This window comes from Paenibacillus mangrovi (genome assembly GCF_022898935.1).
GTDB lineage: Bacteria > Bacillota > Bacilli > Paenibacillales > Paenibacillaceae > Paenibacillus_AQ > Paenibacillus_AQ mangrovi.
Map to the genome: position 1 here is coordinate 179,666 of NZ_JALIRP010000001.1, position 23,866 is coordinate 203,531.

Annotated in this window: 20 protein-coding genes and 1 tRNA gene; 18 read left to right on the forward strand and 3 right to left on the reverse strand. The window is 46.4% G+C overall.

All coding sequences use genetic code 11. From position 1 onward, the window contains the following. The first annotated feature begins 120 nt into the window (after positions 1-120). A complete protein-coding gene (locus MUG84_RS00815) occupies positions 121-657 on the forward strand; it encodes a GNAT family N-acetyltransferase (protein WP_244720850.1) in 537 nt (178 codons plus the stop codon). 54 nt (positions 658-711) lie between these two features. On the opposite strand, the gene MUG84_RS00820 is transcribed toward MUG84_RS00815, so the two are convergent. After that, complete coding sequence (locus MUG84_RS00820; protein WP_244717800.1) at positions 712-1,605, reverse strand: LysR family transcriptional regulator; 894 nt, start codon at positions 1,603-1,605, stop codon at positions 712-714. 132 nt (positions 1,606-1,737) lie between these two features. On the opposite strand from MUG84_RS00820, the gene MUG84_RS00825 reads away from it, so the two are divergent. The 16 genes from MUG84_RS00825 to MUG84_RS00900 all read left to right on the forward strand — a co-directional run bounded on the left by MUG84_RS00825 (position 1,738) and on the right by MUG84_RS00900 (position 19,152). Then, a complete protein-coding gene (locus tag MUG84_RS00825) occupies positions 1,738-2,403 on the forward strand; it encodes an O-methyltransferase (RefSeq protein ID WP_244717803.1) in 666 nt (221 codons plus the stop codon). A 167-nt stretch (positions 2,404-2,570) separates the two neighbouring features. Further along, complete coding sequence (locus MUG84_RS00830; RefSeq protein WP_244717806.1) at positions 2,571-3,764, forward strand: peptidase; 1,194 nt, start codon at positions 2,571-2,573, stop codon at positions 3,762-3,764. A gap of 210 nt (positions 3,765-3,974) precedes the next feature. Next, on the forward strand, positions 3,975-4,343 hold the full coding sequence (locus MUG84_RS00835) for a GntR family transcriptional regulator (RefSeq protein ID WP_244717826.1): 369 nt from the start codon (positions 3,975-3,977) through the stop codon (positions 4,341-4,343). Beyond that, positions 4,343-5,239, forward strand: a complete 897-nt coding sequence (locus tag MUG84_RS00840) for an ABC transporter ATP-binding protein (protein ID WP_244717829.1) — start codon at positions 4,343-4,345, stop codon at positions 5,237-5,239. The genes MUG84_RS00835 and MUG84_RS00840 overlap by 1 nt, the downstream gene beginning before the upstream one ends. Continuing rightward, on the forward strand, positions 5,236-5,922 hold the full coding sequence (locus tag MUG84_RS00845) for a hypothetical protein (protein WP_244717832.1): 687 nt from the start codon (positions 5,236-5,238) through the stop codon (positions 5,920-5,922). Before MUG84_RS00840 ends, MUG84_RS00845 begins: the two co-directional genes overlap by 4 nt. A 384-nt stretch (positions 5,923-6,306) precedes the next feature. Next, a complete protein-coding gene (locus MUG84_RS00850; protein WP_244717835.1) occupies positions 6,307-6,741 on the forward strand; it encodes a sigma-70 family RNA polymerase sigma factor in 435 nt (144 codons plus the stop codon). 405 nt (positions 6,742-7,146) lie between these two features. Continuing rightward, positions 7,147-7,755, forward strand: a complete 609-nt coding sequence (locus MUG84_RS00855; RefSeq protein ID WP_244717838.1) for a dihydrofolate reductase family protein — start codon at positions 7,147-7,149, stop codon at positions 7,753-7,755. A gap of 486 nt (positions 7,756-8,241) precedes the next feature. Beyond that, the gene (locus MUG84_RS00860; protein ID WP_244717841.1) at positions 8,242-8,550 is read left to right on the forward strand and encodes a hypothetical protein; all 309 of its coding nucleotides are present in this window, start codon (positions 8,242-8,244) and stop codon (positions 8,548-8,550) included. A 124-nt stretch (positions 8,551-8,674) separates the two neighbouring features. Beyond that, positions 8,675-9,193 (forward strand): ferritin, encoded by a 519-nt coding sequence (locus MUG84_RS00865; protein ID WP_244717844.1) that lies wholly within the window; start codon positions 8,675-8,677, stop codon positions 9,191-9,193. A gap of 152 nt (positions 9,194-9,345) precedes the next feature. Next, positions 9,346-10,353: a LacI family DNA-binding transcriptional regulator gene (locus MUG84_RS00870; RefSeq protein ID WP_342346082.1), complete on the forward strand. Its 1,008-nt coding sequence runs from the start codon at positions 9,346-9,348 to the stop codon at positions 10,351-10,353. Between the two features lie 397 nt (positions 10,354-10,750). Further along, positions 10,751-12,166, forward strand: coding sequence for an ABC transporter substrate-binding protein (locus MUG84_RS00875; RefSeq protein WP_244717847.1), 1,416 nt, complete (start codon positions 10,751-10,753; stop codon positions 12,164-12,166). A 96-nt stretch (positions 12,167-12,262) separates the two neighbouring features. Continuing rightward, entirely contained in the window at positions 12,263-13,345 is a 1,083-nt protein-coding gene (locus tag MUG84_RS00880) for a carbohydrate ABC transporter permease (RefSeq protein ID WP_244717851.1), read from the forward strand. After that, positions 13,346-14,437 carry a carbohydrate ABC transporter permease gene (locus MUG84_RS00885; RefSeq protein WP_244717854.1) on the forward strand — a complete coding sequence of 364 codons (1,092 nt, stop codon included), beginning with the start codon at positions 13,346-13,348 and terminating at the stop codon, positions 14,435-14,437. 50 nt (positions 14,438-14,487) lie between these two features. After that, positions 14,488-16,836 carry a glycoside hydrolase family 65 protein gene (locus MUG84_RS00890; protein WP_244717857.1) on the forward strand — a complete coding sequence of 783 codons (2,349 nt, stop codon included), beginning with the start codon at positions 14,488-14,490 and terminating at the stop codon, positions 16,834-16,836. 247 nt (positions 16,837-17,083) lie between these two features. Next, positions 17,084-17,168: transfer RNA gene (locus MUG84_RS00895), tRNA-Leu, on the forward strand. Positions 17,169-17,448: 280 nt separating this feature from the next. Then, positions 17,449-19,152, forward strand: a complete 1,704-nt coding sequence (locus MUG84_RS00900; protein ID WP_244717862.1) for a M20/M25/M40 family metallo-hydrolase — start codon at positions 17,449-17,451, stop codon at positions 19,150-19,152. A 95-nt stretch (positions 19,153-19,247) separates the two neighbouring features. On the opposite strand, the gene MUG84_RS00905 is transcribed toward MUG84_RS00900, so the two are convergent. Both MUG84_RS00905 and guaD read right to left on the reverse strand, forming a co-directional pair. Continuing rightward, positions 19,248-20,600: a uracil-xanthine permease family protein gene (locus tag MUG84_RS00905; protein WP_244717867.1), complete on the reverse strand. Its 1,353-nt coding sequence runs from the start codon at positions 20,598-20,600 to the stop codon at positions 19,248-19,250. Between the two features lie 40 nt (positions 20,601-20,640). Then, positions 20,641-22,005 carry a guanine deaminase gene (guaD, locus tag MUG84_RS00910; protein ID WP_244717870.1) on the reverse strand — a complete coding sequence of 455 codons (1,365 nt, stop codon included), beginning with the start codon at positions 22,003-22,005 and terminating at the stop codon, positions 20,641-20,643. Between the two features lie 420 nt (positions 22,006-22,425). On the opposite strand from guaD, the gene MUG84_RS00915 reads away from it, so the two are divergent. Beyond that, entirely contained in the window at positions 22,426-23,613 is a 1,188-nt protein-coding gene (locus tag MUG84_RS00915) for an MFS transporter (RefSeq protein ID WP_244720856.1), read from the forward strand. Positions 23,614-23,866 lie beyond the last annotated feature (253 nt).

The following is a 23,866-nucleotide window of genomic DNA, read 5'->3' on the forward strand; positions in this document are numbered from 1 at the left end:
TCTGGAATCGGGTGGCATCATTACGATATGTATCGACTGCGCTTAAGCGCTAACCGGATAAACCAGCTCAAATTTTGAACTGATGAACTTAATTTTGATAAAAGGATGTGCTGCGCCATGTTGTTTCCGGAACTTACGACGGAGAGATTGCGTTTAAGAGAAATTACGCCTCAAGATGAAGAACGCATTTTTGACTGCTTCTCGAATTATGAAGCTATGCGCTATTATGGTCAGGATCCGTTTCATCATCTTGAGGAGGCTGGCAAGCTTATCACATTTTTTGCGGACAGTTACCGTGACAAACGCGGTATCCGCTGGGGGATGGAACGGAAAGAAGAGCCGGGACTGATCGGAACGATTGGCTTCAATGCATGGTCACCCAAGCATCGGCGGGCGGACATCGGCTACGAAATTCATCCGGATTATTGGCGTAAGGGCTATGCTTCGGAAGCCGCGGAGGCCATTATCGCCTATGGATGGGGTGTGATGAATCTTGCGCGGATTGGCGCCGTCGTATATACCGATAATGCCGCGTCGAATGCCATGTTGGTCAAGCTCGGCTTCCAGCAGGAGGGGATACTGCGCAGCTATATGGTGCAGGATGGATTATCCCATGATACGAATGTTTACTCCATTCTGAATGCGCGGGGCAGGTAAAAGACCTTGCTTGGCATTCGGCGATGATCTTACCGATGCCCTTGGGTTTTCATCTTATGTATAGGGATTCTGCCGGATCAGCTCGACGAGGTTACGGGCGGCAGCGCCTAGCGGTTCCCCCTTGCGCGTACAGATGGCAATCAAGTTCCGTAGCTCGATGCCTTCGATATGAACGCGGCATAACTCGCCGCGGAGAACGTATTCGCGGACGACAAGGGACGATACAAAGTTGGCGCCGTATCCTGCGATGACGGCCGATATGGCTTCATGCAGCCCATTAAATTGCAGGGCAATCTTCGGAGCAGGCGTGCTGTAGGTCCGGCAAAGGGCGAGCAGCCTTTCTCTAGTTGAACTGCCTTCCTCGCGCATAACAAAAGGCTCTTTCATCATTTCTGCAAGCGAGACATGCTGGCCCGCAAGCTTGTGATTCGGGGCCACGACAAACCATAGCTCATCCTGAAACAATTCCTCGGTCTGCACCGTCTCCGGATATTCCTCCGGCAGCCCGCCGTAAATGGCCATATCCACATCCACGTTTTGAAGCTGCTTCAAAGCACCGCTCGAATTGGTCGTCGTAATCGTCATCTCCACCTGTTCATACTGCTGCTTGAATTTGGCCAGCCAGGCAGGCAGCAGAAAATGAGAGGGGAGATAGGTCGCTGCGAGCCGGATGTGCCCATAGGTTCCGCGGCCATAATCCGCTGCAAACTGCTCAATCTGCTGTTCAACCGCAAACAACCGCTTGGCCAGAACGGCGATCTGCTCGCCTGCATCGGTCAGTGCAATCCCTCGGCCCTGCGGTATGAGCAGCGTCAGAGCGATTTCCTTCTCGAATTTCTTGATCTGGGACGTGATCGCCGGCTGACTGATATTCAAAAGCTCCGAAGCACGTGTAACACTGCCGGTTGAAGCAATAACGTGAAAAAGCCGCAGGGCATGTAAATTCATGATCGTTACTTCTCCTTGGTTCCAATCATATATTTTATATATGATTCTGAAATAAAGATATATTATTCATATCATTATAATCCAACTACAATAAAACCAGAAGCTGTTTAATTGAAAAAGGAGTGATGATCAATGAAACAAACCTGGGAACAAGTCGACAACTATATTACGGATCTGCTTTGCCCGAGCGACCCGGTTCTGGATGAAGTGCTGGCTGCGAATCGGAGGGCGGATTTGCCGGAAATCGATGTGAGTCCTTCCCAAGGCAAGCTGCTGCAGCTGCTGGTCCGAATGAAAGGAGCGAAGCGGATTCTAGAAATCGGGACGCTTGGCGCGTACAGTTCGATTTGGATGGCAAGGGGACTGCCTGAGGATGGAAAAATCATCACGTTGGAGCTTGAACCTCATCATGCTGAGGTTGCCCGGGGCAATATTACGCATGCCGGCTTGGAGCACCGGATTGAGGTTCGGACCGGCAATGCGCTTGCGCTGCTAGCTGAATTAGCCGAGGAGAAGACGGAGCCCTTTGATCTAATTTTTATCGATGCTGATAAACCCAATAATCCTGAGTACCTGAACTGGGCTTTGTATTTTTCCCGGCTGGGCACGGTAATCATCGGCGATAATGTCATCCGCGAAGGTGAGGTCGTGAATAAACACAGTACGGACCCCCGCGTTCAGGGCGTTAGAAAATTTTATGATATGATCGCTTCAAATCCACGAATTTCTGCTACAGCGATACAAACGGTTGGAAGCAAGGGTTATGATGGCTTTATGATTGGAATCGTAAACGAATAATTATGCAGTCTTTTATGCAATGAATTTGCAAATGGTGCAACATTCCATATCTTTATCCCGTCAGAAACTATGAAAAGGTAAGATGATCCATCAACAATATGGCATCATGCAGCATTCTCGAAAAATGCTGGAATGGAACTACACACTTACAAATGGAGGTAGCACAAATGAAAAAAATGTACAAAGTTCTGGCAACGGCATCTCTTATGGCCATGGCAGCTGTTCCGGTAGGAGCCAGCGCGCAAGATATTCAGCCAGTAGCTATGCCGGTAGCAACACAAAATGTGAATCAGGTTAAAGTAGTGCCTGGCACCATGGGGCAAATTACAAATTTCGTAAACGATAAATCAGGTAAATTTATTACGGTAACTGGCCGTGGTCTTGCTCCGACGGATCAGAGCGAAATCATTCTGGAGATTACCAAAAATACAAAAATCGTAGATGCCAGAGGTAAAACAGTACCTTTGAAAACTATCATGGACGAGCATAAGACGGTCAAAGCCTTTTACGGACCAAATATCACGAAAAGCATTCCGGCACACGGAACCGCTCTTACACTTGTTGTACAGGATCAATCCTTATCCGGGATAAATGGCACCGTTACCGAAATGATGGATGACGGAATACTTGTTACAGGTAAAAATATGTATTCTGGATATGATGATTCCGTTGTTCTACATTTTGCTGACAAAGCTCAAATACTGGATCAAAATGGAAAATCTATTGAAGCCGGAGCGATTCAAAAGGGTATGAGCATTAAAGCGTTCTATGGTCCTGCCGTTACCATGAGCTTGCCTCCACAATCGACTACCAATTATGTTGTCGTGAATACAGAGGACGTAGAACAGGCTCCCGGCACGGCAGGTATCATTACGAATGCAGCAGATAACAAAATCACGGTCATCGGTCAGCCTACGGAGAAGGGCGGAGTAAATTACGTCATCCTGTCGATCGACGATAAAACGCAAATCGTGGATGAAAACGGCCAAGCATTGACCAAGGATGCACTGAAGGAAGCTGCTCATGTGGACGCCTACTATCCTCAAGTCATGACCGCGATCTACCCTCCGCAAACACATGCTGATAAGCTGGTTGTCAAAAAAGCTGAGAGCGTAAAAATCGAAGGCACCGTTGCCGCTTCTGACCGTGATTCGAAAGATCAGGTATATGTGAATGTGGGCTCCGACCAATCCAAGGACAATGATGTGATCTTGAACATCTCCAAAGACACCACCGTGATTTCGCTTCAAGGCGGAGATGCAACTCTAAAAGAAGGTACCAAAATCGTTGCTTATCATTCTCCAATCATGACAGCTTCGCTGCCTGGCATCACCAAGGCTGAAGTTATTATCGTTCAGTAAAGCCTAAACAATAGCTGATGTGCGGAAAGCACCATCATAAATACATGTTAAAGGGCAGTACCCAAGTCGTTTCGACTGAGGTACTGTCCTTTTTCTTTGTCCATTGCCTAAATTTCAAGAAAAAATTGAAAATCAATTGACATTTAATCCCTTATCGCATATATTGATGTTAGTTAGTTGAGTAATTAACCGGTTAGGTGGTGGAGACATATGGGGCCTATAACAGATGACGGCCGACCAATATTTATACAAATCGCGGAAAAGATCGAAGACGACATCATCGGAGGTGGGCTGCCAGAAGAGTCGCAGGTCCCTTCGACAAACCAGTTTGCATCCTTTTATCAGATTAATCCTGCGACCGCTGCGAAGGGAGTCAATCTTTTGGTGGATCAAGGCATTCTGTACAAGAAAAGAGGGATCGGCATGTTTGTAACGTCGGGGGCAAGAGAAACATTGATCGAGAAGCGTAAGGAACTTTTTTATGAGCAGTATGTCATCACGATGATCCACGAGGCGAAGAAGCTTGGTATTACAATAGATCAATTAACCAACATGGTTAAGAGAGGGGATGATCTGTAATGAACACTGTAATCGAAGTGCACCGGCTGAATAAAACATATGGCAAGGATACAGTTGTGAATGATGTCAGTTTCGTTGTTGAGCAGGATAAGATCTATGGTTTGCTTGGAAGAAACGGTGCTGGCAAAACAACCATCATGCATATGATTACAGCCCAGCTCTTTCCCACCAGCGGTGAGCTGAAGGTTTTCGGAGAGAATCCTTACGAAAATAACCGGGTGCTGAGACGTATGTGTTTTATCAAAGAAAGTCAAAAGTATCCGGAAAGCTTTAGAATCATCGATGTTATGGAAGTGGCTGCATCCATTTATCCGAATTGGGATAAGGATTTTGCCGAGCAGCTGATCCAGGAATTCCGGCTTCCTGTGAAAAGAAGAATGAAAAAGCTGTCCAGAGGGATGCTTTCATCTGTTGGAGTGGTCATTGGCCTGGCCAGCCGTGCACCGCTCACGATTTTTGATGAGCCTTATTTGGGGCTGGACGCGGTTGCGAGAAACCTGTTCTATGAAAGACTGATTGAAGATTACGCGGAGCATCCGCGGACGGTCATTCTATCCACGCATTTGATCGACGAGGTAAGCAATATACTGGAGCATGTATTTGTTATTGATAACGGAAAGATCCTGATCGACGAAGAAGCCGATGACCTCAGGGGAAAAGCCTACACGGCTGTAGGTTCGTCAGCGAATGTCAGCGCCTTTGCGGCAGACAAAAAGATCATTCAGCAGGAGTCGGTTGGTGGTCTCATGTCTGCGACGGTTCTTGGGCATTTGGAAAACTCGGCAAGAAGGCAGGCGGAAGCACAGGGCATAGAGCTTGCACCCGTGTCCCTGCAACAGCTGATTATTCATTTAACAAATGGCAAAACGAATGGAAAGGTGGCTGAAATCGGATGAACCGGACAGCAAGCATTATGAAAATGCATTGGCGTGACAGGTGGATCTGGATCTATACGCCATGGATGATTTTACTGTTCAGCTTTGCAGTGAACCTGATTATAGGTTTTTTGGCGGGTGGTCAAGAAAATATCTATACAGGGGGGATTCTCTCCATTTTTGTTTGGATATTTGTTTGCACCTTGATCATCCAGGGGCAAACCTTTCCGTTTGCGCTCGGGATGAACATACGGAGAACGGATTACTTCGTTGGTACAATTGTGATGGGGCTGCTTGTCAGCGCGGGGTCAGCGGTTATTTTATTCCTGCTATCAATTATGGAAAAAATGACTGATTCTTGGGGTGTTAATCTGTATTTTTTCAACATTCCGTTCATGAATCATATTTCACCGCTTGCGCGCTTTGGAATCTACTTTGTCGTGATGGTACACGTGTTTTTTCTGGGATTCATCATTTCGAGCATTTACCGCCGGTATAGAAAAACAGGAATGACCGTGTTTTTTCTCGCTTTATTCTTAATATCCAGCATTGTATCGATGGCATTAACGTACTACAGCCTCTGGGGAGACCTGTTTAGCTGGATTGCCCATCACTACATGGAGCTGTTCATCTGGTTGGCGCCCCTGAGCATCATTTATGCGCTGCTATCCTACGTCCTGCTTCGTAGAGCGACGGTATCTTAATCAGCTTAGTATACCTGAAAGCCCCCGTTAGTTAGGCAATGTCATTAAGTTAAGCCCAGAGACACCACAGGGAATAAAATGGAATCCAAAACGGCATGGGAAAAAGCCCTGTGCCGTTTGTTTTTTTGTGCAAGTAAGGAAAAAGCGTACAGCAAACAAAGCGGATGGAATATCCGCTTAAAAAATGTTCATGGGAACCGAATTATGCTACTCTGTAGACGAAGCTACCGTTATATTCAGAGATGCGTGAGGAAGTTTCCCCCCCCATTATTCAGGTAGTGCTTTCTCATTTTATTAAAGACGAATAAGTGGCTTATAAAATGGAGACGATCGGTTCTGTGGCGTGTGTGAAAAGGGTGTTTCGCCCGTCAAAAGGAGGCCAAGATGAACGAAACAGCATTAGAGCTTCAGTTATTTGAGAACTTAAAGCCTGAGTTAACATCGTTCTGTTACAGAATGCTAGGATCCATCGATGACGCAGACGATGCTGTTCAGGAAACCTTTATTCGTGTTTGGCAAAGTTGGCATTCATTCAGGCAGGATTCCTCATTCAAAACATGGGTTTATCGTATTGCATCAAACTTATGCCTGGACAAGCTAAGACAAGCCAAACGCCGCACGCGTCCCGTTGACCTATCCGACCCAGCAGTACTCATCGTCGAACTCCGCGAAAAGTTTCCTGACTCAGCTTGGATTTGGCCTGCCCCTGATTTCTCGGGGAGTCCGGAAGATATTTTCATTCGCAAAGATACCCTTAAACTCTGTTTTATTACACTCTTACAGATCTTCCCCCCCGTCAACGTGCGGTTCTTATTTTGAAGGATGTATTCGAATGGTCCTCCAAAATTTCATGAGGAAGGCCGTCTGTCAATGCCGCCTTTCGCAATGTGGGTACGCGGCAAAGACGATTTGTTCAAGTTTTTTGCGCTTACACGCTGGCATTGTGAGGGCTCCCGGTTTTTGCCGATTACGGCAAATGGGGGTTATCCTGCTTTCGCACAGTATGTGCCAAGCGGTGAAGACTCCTACTTGGTACCCTGGGGTATTCACATTATTGAAATAAAGGACAAGCAAATATACCACGTCCAAAATTTCATTAATACAAAATTATTTTCCCGATTTGGGCTTCCTGCACAAATACACCGATGAATATCGTAATCTAATTTCGTCTAAATAAATGAGAAACAAAATTACGATTATCAAAGATAGAAAGGACGATAGTTCATGCGTAAAATCATTCTATTCATTCACAGTACTTTTAATGGAGTTGTCACTGGCGACCCAAGCGAGGACAAAACCAACTGGGGGGTCTGGAGAAATAGCGCTGGCATTGAGGAAGGTTCTCAGTATCTATTAAATATTTTCGAGACAGCTGATACCATTTTGCTTGGCCGCGGAACCTACGAAGACCTCTCTAGAAAGTGGCCGACTATTCGAGGGTCTAAACGGGACGATGGAGGTTCAAGCCTGGGTGATAAGATAAACAACGCCCACAAACTAGTTGTAACAAGCGCCCGCCCGCTCGACAAGCTACAATGGGGAGAATTTGAAGCTCCAAAACAATTGACCGGCAGTAATATAGAAGAGCAAATTAAGGACCTAAAAAATAGTGACGGTGGCGACATTGTTATTTTCGGTAGTCCAACACTCGTGCGATCACTTGCAAACGCAAATCTTATTGACGAATATCAGATAGTCATGCACCCGGTTGTGGTCAACGTAGGTGAGCATTTGTTTGACAATCTTAAGGAGCAGAAGGAATTCCATCTCGTGGACGTCAAAACACTTAAGGTTGGTTCCCTCTTGGTAACCTACAGACCCGCTAAAGCTTAGCTCAACCGGGCATATCATTACTGTCAACACAAGCAGCTACCCAGTTGATAAAGTGCAATGGACCGTCTGTTAAAACAGCACGCCGACAGGCAGCTCACCTTGACTACCTACGAAGGAACCCTTGATCAAAAACACGAACATACGCCCAGTGAGTGATCGCGCATGCTATGAAAAAGATTGATGTTATGTTGTCGCAAGCTTTAGCCTTTAGGCATAGTCGTATCCAAAATGGCCAGGAAGCACATATAGTTAACCCTTCAACGTGTTCAACTAATGATTCGGGGATGGTTTTGGCACTATATAGTTTTCTTTATTTTTTGGCCCTGTGCCTTAACTTAATGACATTTGTTAGTTAGGGGCTTTTTTATGTTTTTAAAATGAACTAAATCAAATTCATAATTCCCTACCTTTGCATGAAGTGATGAATTCATATACTATATGCAAAGGCCGCAGATTAATTTAACAAAAAAAGATGGGAGAAATACCATGAGTCAACGCTATCGAATTACAAGAGCATTTCAGGAAGAAGACAACTCGCCGCAAACGATATCCTTGGAAGAGTGCAAACTGTATTTTGCGTCCAAGCCTGATTTTACTTATACAACTGTGTTTACTGTAAAAGGTCAAACCACAATGTCCATTGAGGGAGACTTTTTTATGTGGAGCTATGGCGATACACAGATTCCGTTTCGGCTCTATCAGGGAGATCTTTACGTATCCGGTACGAATGAAGCTGTCATTCCCAAGATGCTTGAAGTCGCAAGTGATCTGAGGGCAGATGTGGCGGAGGGGTAATGAATAAGTAAGAATAGAAGGAAACCAGATGGTACAGGCTAACAACGTTAACAGTTGGATATCGTACGCATCATGCTGTGACGAAACCTTTCATCTAGACTAGTAAATAAGGGAGAGTGATCCGATGTTAAGTGAGAAACTGCTCGCGAAATTGAATGATCAAATGAACTATGAATTTTATTCTGCTCAGGTGTATCTGGCTATGGCGGCGTATTGTTCGTCAGAGAGCTTTGATGGATTTGCGAATTTTTTCATCATGCAGTCGGAAGAAGAGAAATTTCATGGGATGAAAATTTTCCATTTTATAAATGCACTAGGGAAACGCGCCGTAGTCAGCGGCATGGAGAATCCTCAGAATGAATACAGCTCTTTGCTGGACGCTTTCGATCATTCCTTCGAGCATGAGAAAACGGTAACCAAGCGGATCTATGAATTGTCCGACATCGCGCTAGATGAGCGGGAGCATGCGACGATTAATTTCCTAAAGTGGTTCATTGATGAGCAAGTAGAAGAGGAAGCAACCTTCGATAGCATCATTCAGAAGCTGCGCCGCATTGATAATGACAGTAATGCTTTCTATATGCTCGATTCCGAGCTGGCTAAGCGTACGTTTACGCCACCGACAAATGAAGCACAAGCGTAAGCGCTGCACAATCAAGAAGCTGATTTCCCGATAGTAAGGGGAGACAGCTTCTTTTTTATTCCTAATGAAAGCGCTTTACAAAAAAAACTTGCCAATTGAAAATCCGCTTGTTATAATCGCCTTGAAAAGGTTTTCTTGAAAAGGAAGTTTTAATGATGAAGCCAACAATTAGAGATGTTGCCAAAATGGCGGAGGTGTCCATCAGCACCGTCTCCCGGGTTATGAATGCGCCGGAGTCGGTCGTCGAGAGTAAAAGAGTACGCGTTTTGGAGGCGATTGAGAAGCTTCAGTACCAGCCTAACTCGTTTGCACGCGGTTTGATTTACAAGAAATCATTTACGCTCGGCCTGCTGATTCCGGACATCGAGAACTTTTACTACACGGGAATTATCCGGGGTATGCAGGATGCATGCATTAAGCTGGGTTACAGTTTGATGATTTGCAATACGGACAGAGACAAGAACAGGCTTCTTTCGTACATCGATGCTTTCCATGAGAAGCAGGTGGACGGCATTGTTTTTGCAAGTGATGTCATGTTTCCCGAATACTACGAGAAGCTGGTCCGCTGCAGAATACCGTTCGTGCTTCTGTCGACGCACTCCGATGAGTACGAGGTGCCAAGCGTAGAGGTTGATGACGAGGAAGCAGCTTATGATGCGGTAAAATTTCTGATCGAGCTCGGCCACCGGGATATAGGAATGATCGGCTTTAACCATGAGAATTCGATTTCCGGACCGCCACGATATCAAGGGTTTATTAGAGCTCTGAATGAAGCGGGACTAGAACATAATGTGGAAAAAATCAGATGCGCCACGCATCGGTTCGAGCATGCTTACCACGCAGCCCACGAGTTGTTTACGGATTATCCCGAGATTACAGCTGTGTTTTGTGTTGCCGATGAATTCGCCATGGGGGTGATTTCTTATCTGAAGGACCGCAGCATTCTGGTTCCCGGCCAGGTATCGGTGGTTGGATTCGATAATCTGCGGATCGCGAATATGTTCATTCCGAAGCTGACGACAGTTGCCCAGCCGATGTATGACATGGGATACCGCGCAGCGGAAAAGCTGCATGAATTGGTTACGACAGGTACAGTCCGGGTTCTGAGGGAGAAAATGGAGCATAAATTGATTGTCAGGGAGTCTACACGTCAAAGATGAGGTCCTGATTTCGTGAATTTTGAAAAGCTTTTCAGGATTTGTCCGACTTTTATGTTTGAGCGAAAAGTCGCGAAGGGAACGGAATCGATTCTTTCGAAGCGGCAGCGATCGGAAGAACGATCCGTACCGTAGCGGCCACACCGCCCAAAACTATGAAAGCGCTATAGTTTGTCTAATGCCTTGATTCTGCAAGGAGGTGATCCGCACACCGGCTGTAACAGGCTGCTTGAACGCATTGGGACTAGGAAGAACTTTTTTAGATGTCAGAAGATATACACATGGCGGCTTAGCATCCTGATGTCGCAAGAAAAACCTTCCGCTGTACGCGGTCTGTCTACATCAAGAGTATGCTGATAGACGTTTTTCTTTAAAACTATAAAAAGGGGATGTATGTTGTATGACTAAAGCACGGAAAGCCAGAACTTCGATACTGCTCTCGCTTTGCCTGTCCTTGACCATGATGCTGAGCGCCTGTGGCGGATCGGGTGATGCAGGGCCTACGAAAGAGCCAGCTGCCTCCGGCGGCGACAATAAGGAAACGACCACGACGACCACAACGCCGGCGGAGGAGAATTCGGGTTCTCCGCTGGAGCTGGCGATGCAGGGCAAGTATAAAGGCACGAAAGTAACCATGTTCGGGCCCTTTGTAGATGTCGACCAGAAGAAATTCGAGGACAGCATTAAGGAATTCGAGGACAAAACAGGTATCGATATTCAGTATGAGGGCTCCAAGGAATTCGAAGCCACGATCAACGTTCGTGTAGACGGTGGCAATGCGCCGGATATCGCCGATTTCCCACAGCCGGGGTTACTTGCTGCCATTGCCAAAACGGGCAAGGTGGTCGATCTGACAAAGATTCTCGACCAGGATAAGCTGAAGAAAAATTACAACCAAAGCTGGCTGGACATGGGCACCATGGACGGGAAAGACGGCAAGATCATGGCCGGCATCTGGAACCGCAGCAACGTGAAGAGCTTGGTGTGGTATCCGAAGAAGCAGTTTGACGAAGCAGGCTATAAAGTGCCTCAAACCTGGGATGAAATGATGGCCTTGACCGAGCAAATCGCCAAGGACGGCGATCCTGCCTGGGCAATTGGCATCGAGAGCGGCGCGGCAACAGGCTGGCCTGCAACCGACTGGGTGGAAAACATCATGCTGCGCACCACATCGCCTGAAAACTATGACAAATGGGTCAAAGGCGAGCTTCCTTTTACATCGCCTGAAGTGAAAAATGCGGTTGAAATCATGTCCAAGATCTGGATGAACAAAGATTATGTATACGGCGGCACCAAATCGATCGTGACAACTTCCTTTGGCGATGCGCCAAAACCAATGTTCGAAAACCCGCCAAAAGCATGGTTTAACCTGACAGGCAACTTTATTACAAGCTTCTTCCCTGAAACGGCCAAAGTGGATCAGGATTATGACTGGTTCTACCTGCCGTCGATCGATGAGAAGTATGGCAAACCTGTACTCGTAGCCGGCGATATTTACGCCATGTTCAATGACCGTCCTGAAGTGCGTGCAGTCATGGAATTCTTCACCACAGGCGAATCGATTAAGAAATGGGTGCAATCCGGCGGCGTGATCGCTCCAATGAATGACGCTTCGCTTGACTGGTACACTTCCGAATCTGACAAGCGGATGGCGAAGCTGGTTCAGGATGCGACAACGCTCCGCTTTGACGGTTCTGACCTGATGCCAGGCAAGGTCGGTGCAGGCTCTTTCTGGAAAGGCATGACCGATTATGTCAGCGGAACGGTGAATCTGGATGAGGCTCTGAAGCAGATTCAAAAGGGCTGGGATAACTAACCGTTTAGGATGATTTGATTTTATAGGCTGGAGAGGGGCAGTTTCATGAACAAGCGCTGCCCCTTTTTTCAGATATTGGAGGGGAGGGGATTATCTATGGATGCACAAGCCAAAACCAAATCCAACTTCAAAGCGGTGCTGTTCTTGCTCGTCGTGCTGTTGTGTAACCTTTTCGTTCATGGCGTCATCTTCATGTTCTTCAAGGAATCAACGCTGAACCCGCTGGTGACCGCTTTGGCTGCGGTGATCTGGGGCGTCGTCGGTGTCTATTTTCTATATTTTTCATTCAGCAAGGCCGTGGAGCAGTTTCCGGAACGGATTGGCAGGAATATTCTTCCATATATTTTTATTGGTCCCGCTGTCCTACTCTTGGGCTGGCTGCTGGTACTGCCGGCGCTGCGGACATTATACCTGAGTTTTTTTAATGCATCTTCTGATAAGTTCGTCGGTCTGGGTAACTATCTGGCAATTTTCAGCGACCGGCTGCTCGCGACTGCTTTGCGCAATAACCTGCTGTGGGTATTCGTCGGTACACTGGCTTGCGTGGCTCTCGGGCTGCTGATTGCCATCCTTGCAGACCGGAGCAGTTATGAGCGGATCGCAAAATCCATCATCTTCATGCCGATGGCCATTTCCTTTGTAGCGGCAGGCGTCATTTGGAAGTTTGTGTACTACTATCAGCCTGGAACCGAGCAGATCGGCCTGCTGAATGCAATTGTCATTGCGTTTGGCGGCGAGCCGCAGGCGTGGGTGACCATGCTGCAGCCGTGGAATAACTTCTTTCTCATCGTGATCCTGGTCTGGATGCAGACGGGCTTTGCGATGGTTATTTTCTCGGCCGCGATCAAGGGGGTTCCGGAGGATATCCTTGAAGCGGCACGCGTTGACGGGGCGGGAGAAATCCGAATCTTTTTCCGGATCATTATTCCGTTTATCTCCACGACACTGCTGACCGTTACCACGACGATTATTGTATTTACGCTAAAAATATTCGACGTCGTCATGGTCATGACCGGCGGTCAATATGACACCGAAGTTGTCGCGACACAGTTCTACCGCCAGTTCTTCATGTACCGCAACTTCGGGTACGGTTCCACGCTGGCGATCGTACTGCTGATTGCGGTCCTGCCTGTTATCTATTTCAATCTTCGTCAAATCCGCAAACAGGGGGGATTCTAAATGGCCGGAAGAAAGAAGAGAAAAGGGAAGAAGTGGATTGTCAATCTGGTTCTCGGTTTCATCTGCTTCATTTGGCTGATTCCAACCGTGGGCCTGCTGGTGTCGTCCTTCAGACCTGCTGCGGATATTCTTCAAACCGGCTGGTGGAAAGTGTTCCCTCATCAGGAATGGAAGTCGTCGGATACCATCAAGCTGTCTAAAGATGTGGATTTGCGCGGTCCGATCGAAGTGAATGGCAAGACCTATACCGATGATCAGTTGAAAGCCGGCGTAAAGGCAGGGGATGAACGGCTGATCTGGGAGAACCGCAGAAACCGGGAGATCAGTGTGCAAAAACAGGGTTGGGTCGCCAGCTCCAAGCTAACGCTTGACAACTACAAAAACGTCATCTCCGGTAAAGAGTACACCCTGAAAGAACCTGATGGCAGCGAAAAGAAGGAAAAGGGCACTGGCCTCTCGCAAGCCTTCTGGAATACGCTGACGATTGCCATTCCGGCCACGGTCATTCCGATTCTGATCGCTTCTTTTGCTGCTTATGCGTTTGCGTGGCTGCGTTTTCCGGGAAGAAAAACAATGTTCGTCGTTATTATTGCCATGCTGGTCGTACCCTTGCAGGTGGCGCTGATTCCGGTGCTTAAGGATTTCACCGCGCTCGGCCTGAACGGGAGCTATCTCGGTATTTGGCTGGCGCACTCTGCATTTGGCCTGCCGCTGGTGACTTATTTTATGTATAACTTTATCAGCCAACTGCCGAAGGATTTGTTTGAATCCGCCTTTATGGACGGGGCGAGCCATTTTACGATTTTCAGCAGACTGATTCTACCGCTGTCCGTTCCGGCGCTGGCATCCATCGGAATATTCCAGTTCCTGTGGGTGTGGAATGATTACCTGGTATCTCTGATATTTATCGGCAACCAGCCGAATGTTCAGGTCATGTCCATGAAGATCGCCGATCTCGTCGGTTCACGCGGAAACGATTGGCATTTGCTGACGTCAGCAGCATTTATTTCCATGCTGATGCCGCTTGCGATTTTCTTCCTGCTGCAAAAGTATTTTGTCAGAGGCTTGATGGGCGGTTCGGTCAAAGGTTAAAACCATACACAATAGAAAGTGCCCTTTAGTGGATAGGAGGACTTAAACAGATGAAAATGAAAGCATACGTGCGTCCAGAGGCACTATACCCTTACCGGGCGTGGAGCCTGGCTGAGGAAGCCTATGATGATGAAAACAATCAAAGAAGCGAAAGCGTCTTTGCGCTCGGCAACGGATATATCGGGATGCGGGGCAATTTTGAGGAAGGCTATCATGGTGTAAAAGGAAATTCGGTAACGGGCAATTACGTTAACGGGTTTTACGATGCCAAACCAATTGTGTATCCGGAAGGAGCTTACGGGTATCCGTCCCGGAACCAATCCATGCTGAATGTGACCAATGCCCAGTGCATTGAACTATCGGTTGGGGAAGATCCGTTTCATCTGAATACCGGCCGGGTGATTTCATTCAAGCGGGAGCTCGATATGACGCGGGGCTTCCTATGGCGCCAGGTCGAGTGGGAATCCCCTTCCGGTGGGCATGTGCGACTGAACTTCCACCGGATCGTTTCCCTGGAGTATAAGCATCTCGCCGCGATCCAGGTTGAAATCGAGTCTATCAATTATACTGGGGACATAAGCTTTCATTCCTTTATGGACGGGAAGATCGCCGAAGCGGAAGTTACGGATGATCCGCGTCTTGGTTCCGGCGGCGGGGAGCCCAGCCTGATCCTGGAACAGTTGGAACATCAGGGGGAGCTGGCTGTGTTGAAGCAGCATACGCGGCATACCGGCTTTAAGCTGCTTACTGCGATCAGCCACCAGCTTGCCGGTACGACTGCTTTTGAATCCGTGAATACGAAGGATGGAGAGAAAATCGGCACGGAGTTTACTTTGAAACTGGCCCCGGGCGAAAAAGTCACCCTGACCAAGTTTATTTCATACCACACATCCAAAAATGAAGCAGGACAGGAGCTCGAGAAGCAGACTGCTGAGACGCATCATATGGCCTCCGGTCTTGGTTTTAATAAGCTCCTGAGCGGTCAAGAAGCCTACCTGGAGTCCTTTTGGCAGCATGCTGACGTGGAGATTGAAGGCGACCCTGCACTTCAGCAGGGGATACGCTTTAATGCGTTCCAGCTGCTGCAATCGGTAGGACGGGACGGCAAAACGAACATCGGCGCAAAAGGCTTAACCGGCGAAGGGTATGAGGGGCATTATTTCTGGGATACGGAAATGTATATGATGCCATTCTTCACCTACACGCAGCCTGACATTGCCCGTGCGCTTATGGATTTTCGGTATGCCACCCTGGATAAGGCACGTAGCCGTGCGGAAGTCATGTCCCAGAAGGGGGCGCTGTATCCGTGGCGAACGATTGATGGTGAGGAGAATTCAGCTTACTTCCCGGCAGGAACGGCCCAGATGCACATCAATGCGGATGTCGCCTATGCGATCAAGCAATATGTACAGGCGACCGGTGACGAGGAGTTTCTAGTCAACAAGGGGGCCGAAATCCTGTTTGAGACCTCCCGCTTCTGGGTTGATCTTGGCCACTATAACGAAGCAAAAGGCGGTGCCTTCTGCATCGACGATGTAACAGGACCAGATGAATATACGGCGATCGTTAACAACAATACGTATACGAACCTCATGGTGCAGAGCCAGCTGAATTACGCTTGGGAAACGGCGCAACTGCTGCACTGGGACTATCCAGAAGCGTATGAACGAATTCGGAAGGCGATTGGACTGACAGAAGAGGAAATTGAAGACTGGCGTGAAGCGGCCTCCCGTATGTTTGTTCCGTACGATGAACAGCTCGGGATTTACGCGCAGGACGATACCTTTTTATCCAAGAAAAAATGGGATTTCGAGAACACGCCGGAAGACAAGTATCCGCTGCTGCTTCACTACCACCCGCTCGTGATTTACCGGCATCAGGTGCTCAAGCAGGCGGACACGGTGATGGCTCTGTTCCTACTCAGCGAGAAGTTTACGCTGGAAGAGAAGATTCGTAACTACCAGTACTACGAACCGCTGACTACCCATGATTCGTCACTATCCCCATGCATCCACAGCATCGTTTCTGCTGAGATCGGCGATCTGGAAGGGGCATACGCTTATTTCGACCGGACCGTACGGATGGATCTGGACGACATTAATCGGAACGCCAAGGACGGTTTGCATACCGCCGCTATGGCAGGCTCCTGGATGTCCATCGTCAACGGCTTTGCCGGCATGCGCCTGACGGACGGTTCGCTCAGCTTTAGCCCTGCGCTTCCGGCACAGTGGGAGAGCTGCAGCTTCCGGGTGATGTATCAAGGACAACTGCTGAAGGTCTGCATGGGGCGCAGCGAGACAAGTTATACCTTGCTTGAAGGGGATTCTGTGTCATTTAAGCACAAGGAGGAAGTTGTCGCATTAACCGGGCAGGAAAAAACAGTCGTCATCCAGTCCTAGTTTATATAAATATATAATGAACGGGGTGGCCCGTAAGCTGTTATATAAATGCAGATCAAGCGGGCCAAAGCCGTTCTTTTTTTGGTGCTTAATTTGATGAATTGAGTTGCTGAATTTGGTGCGAAACGAACTTTATCTTTATCTTCTAAATTTTTTTGTGAAAATACTTGACGATAATTGGCTTGTCATGGTAAGATCTATCTTGTCGCCGCGAAACAAACAAATCGCGAAAGACAATGACCGATATGCGGTCGTGGCGGAATTGGCAGACGCGCACGGTTCAGGTCCGTGTGGGCTAACCCCCCGTGGAGGTTCGAGTCCTCTCGACCGCATCACTTAAAAAACAGGCCTATAAATTACTCACGAGTAATTTATAGGCCTGTTTTTTTATGCTTAGAATCTACAGTTTATTAGGCGGATCACATTTGGCCGGACTCTGACCAAGGTGCCTGTCCTATATTATTTTCTTACTCTCACCATCTTACTGGACCAAAGTCTAGTCCGAAGACTGGACTACCGAATGGTTCTTAACAATCCCTCAGATGGTACATTATGGGTGTCGATTCGGCGGTTGACAGCATTATATGCCAATTAAGTTTAGGAGCGTGTATTGTGAGCGATCAACTTTCCTTACCTGCAATCACAAATAAGCATCAAACAAATAAAGGACTAGTCAAATGGATAAAGTATGCGATTGTACCCATTGTAATTATTGGATCCATCCTTATCGGTTTGTTGCAAATTCAAGCACCTCGTGCCGTTGATTCGAGCGCACCTCTGGATGTGTTCTCTTCCGCGCGTGCGATGGAGAAGTTGAAAGTAATTGCGAAGGAACCGCATCCCCTTGGGACACCTGCACATGATCAAGTACGAGATTATCTCATGTCTGAACTTGTGAGCTTAGGATTAAGTCCAGAAATTCAAAAAGCTCACGTGACTTCCGACGTATCCTCCAAATTTAGCGAGGTATCAGGGACGATCGAGAATATCATTACGCGTATTCCGGGTACAGACAACAGTAAAGCAATTATGCTTGCAGCGCATTATGATTCTACACCGAATGGTCCAGGTGCCGCAGATGATGGTGTAGGGATTGCCGCTATGCTCGAGACGATACGTGCGATACAAGCATCTGGTCCATTGAAGAACGATCTCATTTTACTTATGACAGATGGCGAGGAAGAGGGGTTGCTTGGGGCAAAGGCCTTTATGACTGAGCATCCGTGGGCCAAAGATGTAGGGCTGGTTTTCAATTTTGAAGCCCGTGGGAACAAAGGTCCGTCCTTTATGTTCGAAACAAGCGATCAGAATGGGTGGATCATAAAAGAATTTATGAAGGCGGCCCCTTATCCAATTGCGTACTCGCTGATCTACAATGTGTATAAATTAATGCCCAATGATACAGATCTAACGATATTTCGTGAGAAGAAGTTAGTCGGACTGAACTTTGCCTTTGCTATGGGATATAATTCCTATCATAAACCTATGGATACCCCGGAGAATTTAGATCCAAGCAGTTTGCAGCATCAAGGGGAATACATGCTGAGCTTAACTCGACATTTTGGAAATTTGGAATTGGACGAAGTGAAGCAGGAGGATCGCGTGTATTTTAACGTATTTGGGTGGAAAATGGTAAGTTATCCGCTTTCTTGGGTGAATTGGTTTACGCTTTTTGGAGTGTTGTTATTTGTTGCAACCTTGTGTCACGGGATATATCGGCGAAGAATGAGTTTGAAGGGATTGGCTGGAGGCTTCCTAATTACTTTGCTTTGTTCAGGGGTTCTATTTGGTGTGGTCACCCTTCTATGGAGTATATTGAAGTCTAATGTGTCTAAGACGCAACTCGTACTGATACTAAAAGATCCTCAGGTCAGCATTTACTATCTAATCGGACTGTTAGTGCTTTCATTCATCATGATCTTTTTGCTCATCCGATGGTTATCATGTTATATTCGTGCGGAGAATGTCTGGATCGGGGCATTGTTACTATGGCTGCTCCTTTGCGTAGGGACGACAATTTATCTGCCGGGCGGCAGTTATTTATTCACTTGGCCGTTCATATTCAGCTTATTTGGATTAAATATGTCTCTTATCATGCGAGAAGGTGCATGGACATGGATTTCGGTTTTATTTGCTGCACCGGGCTTCATTTTGTTCACACCGATTTGGTACCTCGTATCTGTAATGATGACACTTGAATTGGCAGGTATACTGGCTGTATTGGTCTCGATTGCATTCTCTTTGGTTTTTCCTGTGTTTTGCACGCTACAAAAGAGAGACATACGAGCAACTCATGATGCCATGGTTCAACCATGAAAATAAATATTCTATGAAACATAAAACTGCCCTAAAAGGATGCAATGTATGCTCCCTTTGGGGCAGTTGTCGTTTAGAATCTTTATAAACTTAAACTATTTACTTCTCGGCAAAATTTTGTTCAATGCAATCGCTGCAACGGAAGCTGCTAAAATAGGCGAACCGAGCAAATATTGCACGAAAGTAGGTAAAGAATTCAGGTAATCTTTAGGAATAAGCACGACCGCTAAGGTGATAATCATCGGTATGGCAACAATATACATCTCTTTCTCGCCAATGGTTTCATTTTTCATTACTTGTATACCGTTAATGGCGATGATACCGCAGATGATGGCGAATACGCCGCCGATGACCGCGGTTGGAATCGAAGAGATCAAAGCAGCTAATTTGCTGGAAAAGCCGAAAATGATAAACCATACTCCCGCGGCAAGAAAAACTCGGCGGCTCGCAATGCCTGTGATGGAAATAATACCTGCATTTGTGGAATAGCCTGTCACAGGGGTTGAACCGACAAGAGACGAAATAAGACAGCCAATTCCTTCTCCAATAACACCTCGGTTAATATTTTTATCGGTTAACGGTTTATCGATGACGTTGCTCACGGCAAACCACGTACCTGTTGTTTCAGCCAGTAGGACAAGATAAATAATAATCATCGTAATAATGGCAGATAAGTTAAAAGAAAAGCCGAAATCAGCAAAAGGGACCTGAGGCATACTAAACCATTTGGCGTTTTCTACAGTCGTGAAATCCAAGATACCCATAACATTTGCAGCAATACATCCGGCGATTAATGCGATCAACACAGACATAATTCGGAATAGAGATCCCTTTTTACGGAGCACAGAACCTAGGATGACAAAAATCATGAGTACAGCACCGGAAATAAGGGCTAGTATTACGTTTTGATTGATTGTAGCGTCGGTGGCGGCATAAATATTGTCTCTGATCGCAACCGGTAATAAAGACAGACCTACGATGAAGATGATTGTACCCCCTACAATGGGTGGGATAAACGATTTAACAATTTTATTGAAAACGCCAGTGTAGCCCAAAATAATAACGAAGATTGCGCCAATTAAACTGGCACCCAGCACGGAACTCCATCCTAATTCCCCTCCGCCGCTAGCTGCATAAATCGTAACGATGGCCCCCAGCGGAATATATGAAGGACCTTGGGCGATAGGCAGCTTCATGCAGAAATAGGTTTGCACAATCGTTGCAAGCCCGGCAGCAATAAATGTAGCTTGAATCAAAGCGTTTGATTGATCTGCTGATAAACCGATTAACATCGCAATAAGGAAAGGCACCACATAGACGTCCATGGCTAATACATGTTGTAGACCTAGAATGGCGGATCTACCGAATGAAATTTTCTCATCAGGTAAGACCGTTAATTGTTGTGACTTCATTTGAGCTTGATCCTGCTTGTCTGCTTGTGTTTTCATTCTCAGATGCGCACCTCGAGTTTTTTAGTTTTTTCTATTCTTAACGTGAATGAACTTGTTCACCCTGTACCCAGACTTCACGGATATGTTCAGGCCTTACAAGGTACATCATTTTTTGGAAAACATCATGTAAATCTTCATTCTCATCGAATATGGGCAATTTGGCGGATGGTAACTTCGTATCGATGATTTGCACATCCCATGCACAGTTTTCTTGAATACGACCGATGGGTAAGCTTAAGCTTTCTCCGCCACCTGCCGTAGCAAGATAGAATGCTTCATGAATGGTAATGCGTGAACCTTGTACGCCACGATCTTTGGTAGGAAGGGAGGCATTAACACCATCTTCGAGCATTCTGGAGGATATGACAGCTTGTCTGATGTTATCGAATAGACTAGGTGAAAAACCTCCGGAAATATCTGATCCTAAACCAATCTCGACACCTTTGGAATGGAAATGAGCGATTGGAATGACACTATTGGCAAAATACGCGTTTGATATCGGACAATGAGCAATAGCTGTTCCTGTTCCAGCGAATAAATCCGCATCTTCATCATCCAGGAAATTACAATGGGCCATTACCGATTTTTCACGCAATAGACCGAAATCATGCAAGGCAAAGGCATCGTTCTTCTGGAATCGATTCTTTACATAACCGTGTGCCCAGTCACTTTCACTACAGTGGGATTGAACATACGTATCATATTTAGCTGCCAGCTCTCCTAAACCTTTTAAAGCATTATCTGTACAGCTTGGAATGAATCTTGGTGTCACTACCGGATAAACGCCTTGTTTCGTGGTTTTGGATAATTCCTGTACCGCTAAAATAAATTCTTCCGTATCTGCAAGTGCCGTATGCGTGTCCATGTCGCGATAGTTTTCCGGATTTTGCTGCGGATCATCCATGACCACTTTCCCAACTAATCCACGTTGGCCTCTTTCAGCACATATTTCAGCTAATAATAAGCTTGCTTCTTTATGTACAGTTGCAAAATAAAGTGCTGTCGTCGTTCCGTTGGCGAGTAAGGTGCTGACCACATCATCGTAGACCTTTTCTGCAAAATGTAGATCCGAGAATTTAGACTCAAGCGGGAAGGTATACGTATTTAACCAATCATAGAGTGGAATGTCTAATGCGGTTCCAGATTGAGCCCACTGCGGCGCATGAACATGCAAGTCGACAAAACCAGGCAAGAAATACTGACCTTCAGCTAATGGATGAAAGTTGTTTGTGCCTTGATATGCATCTAGCAAAGGTTGAAAGTCGGGATCTTCCGGTGCAACGATTTTTTCGATCATCCCGTCCCTATTGATACAAAAAAGATGGTCCTTTAATATTTGGATTTCTTTTGGGGATTTGCTGGAAAAAGCAGTGCCTTGAAAAATTTCCTTATATTTATCCATTTTTACCGCCTTAATGTTCGTCTTTTATGATGCAATTGTTATTATAGTCTGTAAAAATAGATAAGTCCATACTAAAAAGACGAATGGTGGTGGGTGTTCATTTAAATGAAAATAAGCCCGATGCTATTGCATCGGGCACTACTGGAGAATCTCCGCTTTAATTCCCCCGTCTCGGTCAACGAACGTGAGATCCACAAAATCGAAAGCAGTAGAACTCCAAAATATGGAGGCCTGCTGCCTTGATCCGTACAGTCATTAGTTAAAGTGTGCTCAATTATTCAAAATCGTAGCGGAAATCAGACAAAGATGTCTTGAAGCGGGTAGGTAACTGAGATATCATAAACACTAGTTTGATTTTTTGATAAAAATAGACGTTAATGTCTGTATTATAGTATTGAAGCGGAGAGATCAATTTTGACAATGAAAAAAACAGATGCAGCACGAAAAGATAGACAAATGTTGATCCTTCGTGGAATGAATTTCTGGCAGTATGCTATTTTGGCTGTGCTTTCGCCATTTTTGCCACTATACTTTGCAAACTTAGGATATTCTTCTTCACAAATCGGCTTTCTTATGATGATCGGACCGTTTATAGCAAGTATGATCCAGCCGTTCTGGGGGTATGTGAGCGACCGGATGCAGACAGTGAAGAAATTTATTTTTTGGTTATGGATTTTGGCGATTATTAGCAGTGTAATATTGTTTAACTCTGGGGGCAACTATACACTGACGCTTTGCTTCGTATTAGCGTTTTACTTCTTCTATCAGCCTACCATGCCATTGCTCGACAGTATCTCTGTCCAGTCAGCGGCGCGCAGAGGGAAGTCCTACGGCTCGCTGCGACTATTTGGCTCTATGGGCTATACCATAATATCCTTGTCTGGAGGCCTGCTTCTGGCCGTTCTGGGTGGTATTAATAAATTGCCTTATTTGCTTTGGGCCGTCTGGGTTGTGCCGTTCCTGCTGTTAATACTTCTGCGCGACGAACCGGCTGAAGGGGAAGGCATGACTCTGGCAACCTTAAAAGAACTGTTCACGAACAAATCATTCCTATGGTTTCTGTTTTTAGTGTTCATTATTTCGGTACCCCACCGCATGAATGATGTGATGCTCAGTTTGTACATGAAGGAATTGGGCGCCTCCGATGCCATGGTTGGATGGGCTTGGGCTCTGGCCGCCGCCGTCGAAATTCCCGTATTCGCCTTGCTGGGCAAGTATTTACACCGGATTCATGAATATGTGCTAATTGGTATTGTCGGTATAATATACTCGCTTCGCTGGTTTATGTACTATGTATCGGACGATCCGTGGGTGCTGTTGGCGCTTCAAGCTGGGGCTGCCATCACCTTTGCCGTCTTCTGGATTACTGCCATGCATTACGTTGCACGGATTCTTCCTCCGCAGCTAGGAGCGACCGGTTTTTCATTACTAAGCATGGTGTATCTGGGCTTGGCCGGCATGACCGGCGGTGTAGTGGGCGGGAAACTGGCCGACTTGTACGGGGGAGCTAGAATGTACTTGTTTGCAACCATCGTTTCACTTCTGGGAGGATTGTTGTTTCTTGCGACAGAGGCGATTTCCCGAAAGCGTGGATATAGAGTCCAGTAACAAAATTGTTCATCGTTAAAAAGCCGTCTATTGTGCATTCGGAGCGCAATAGGCGGCTTTACTTTATTAATCTACAGGTTCGATTGAAAATACAGCATAAAGCGGAACAGCGAATCGCCTTCATACGAATATGTGCTAGTCTTAGTCCTTGTGATAGTATCGCTTGACGCTTTATCTGAAACAGAAGATTATTATACTGGAAGGAAAATTTGAGTTAATAAAGAAGAAATATCATATAACGACAAGAAACGTC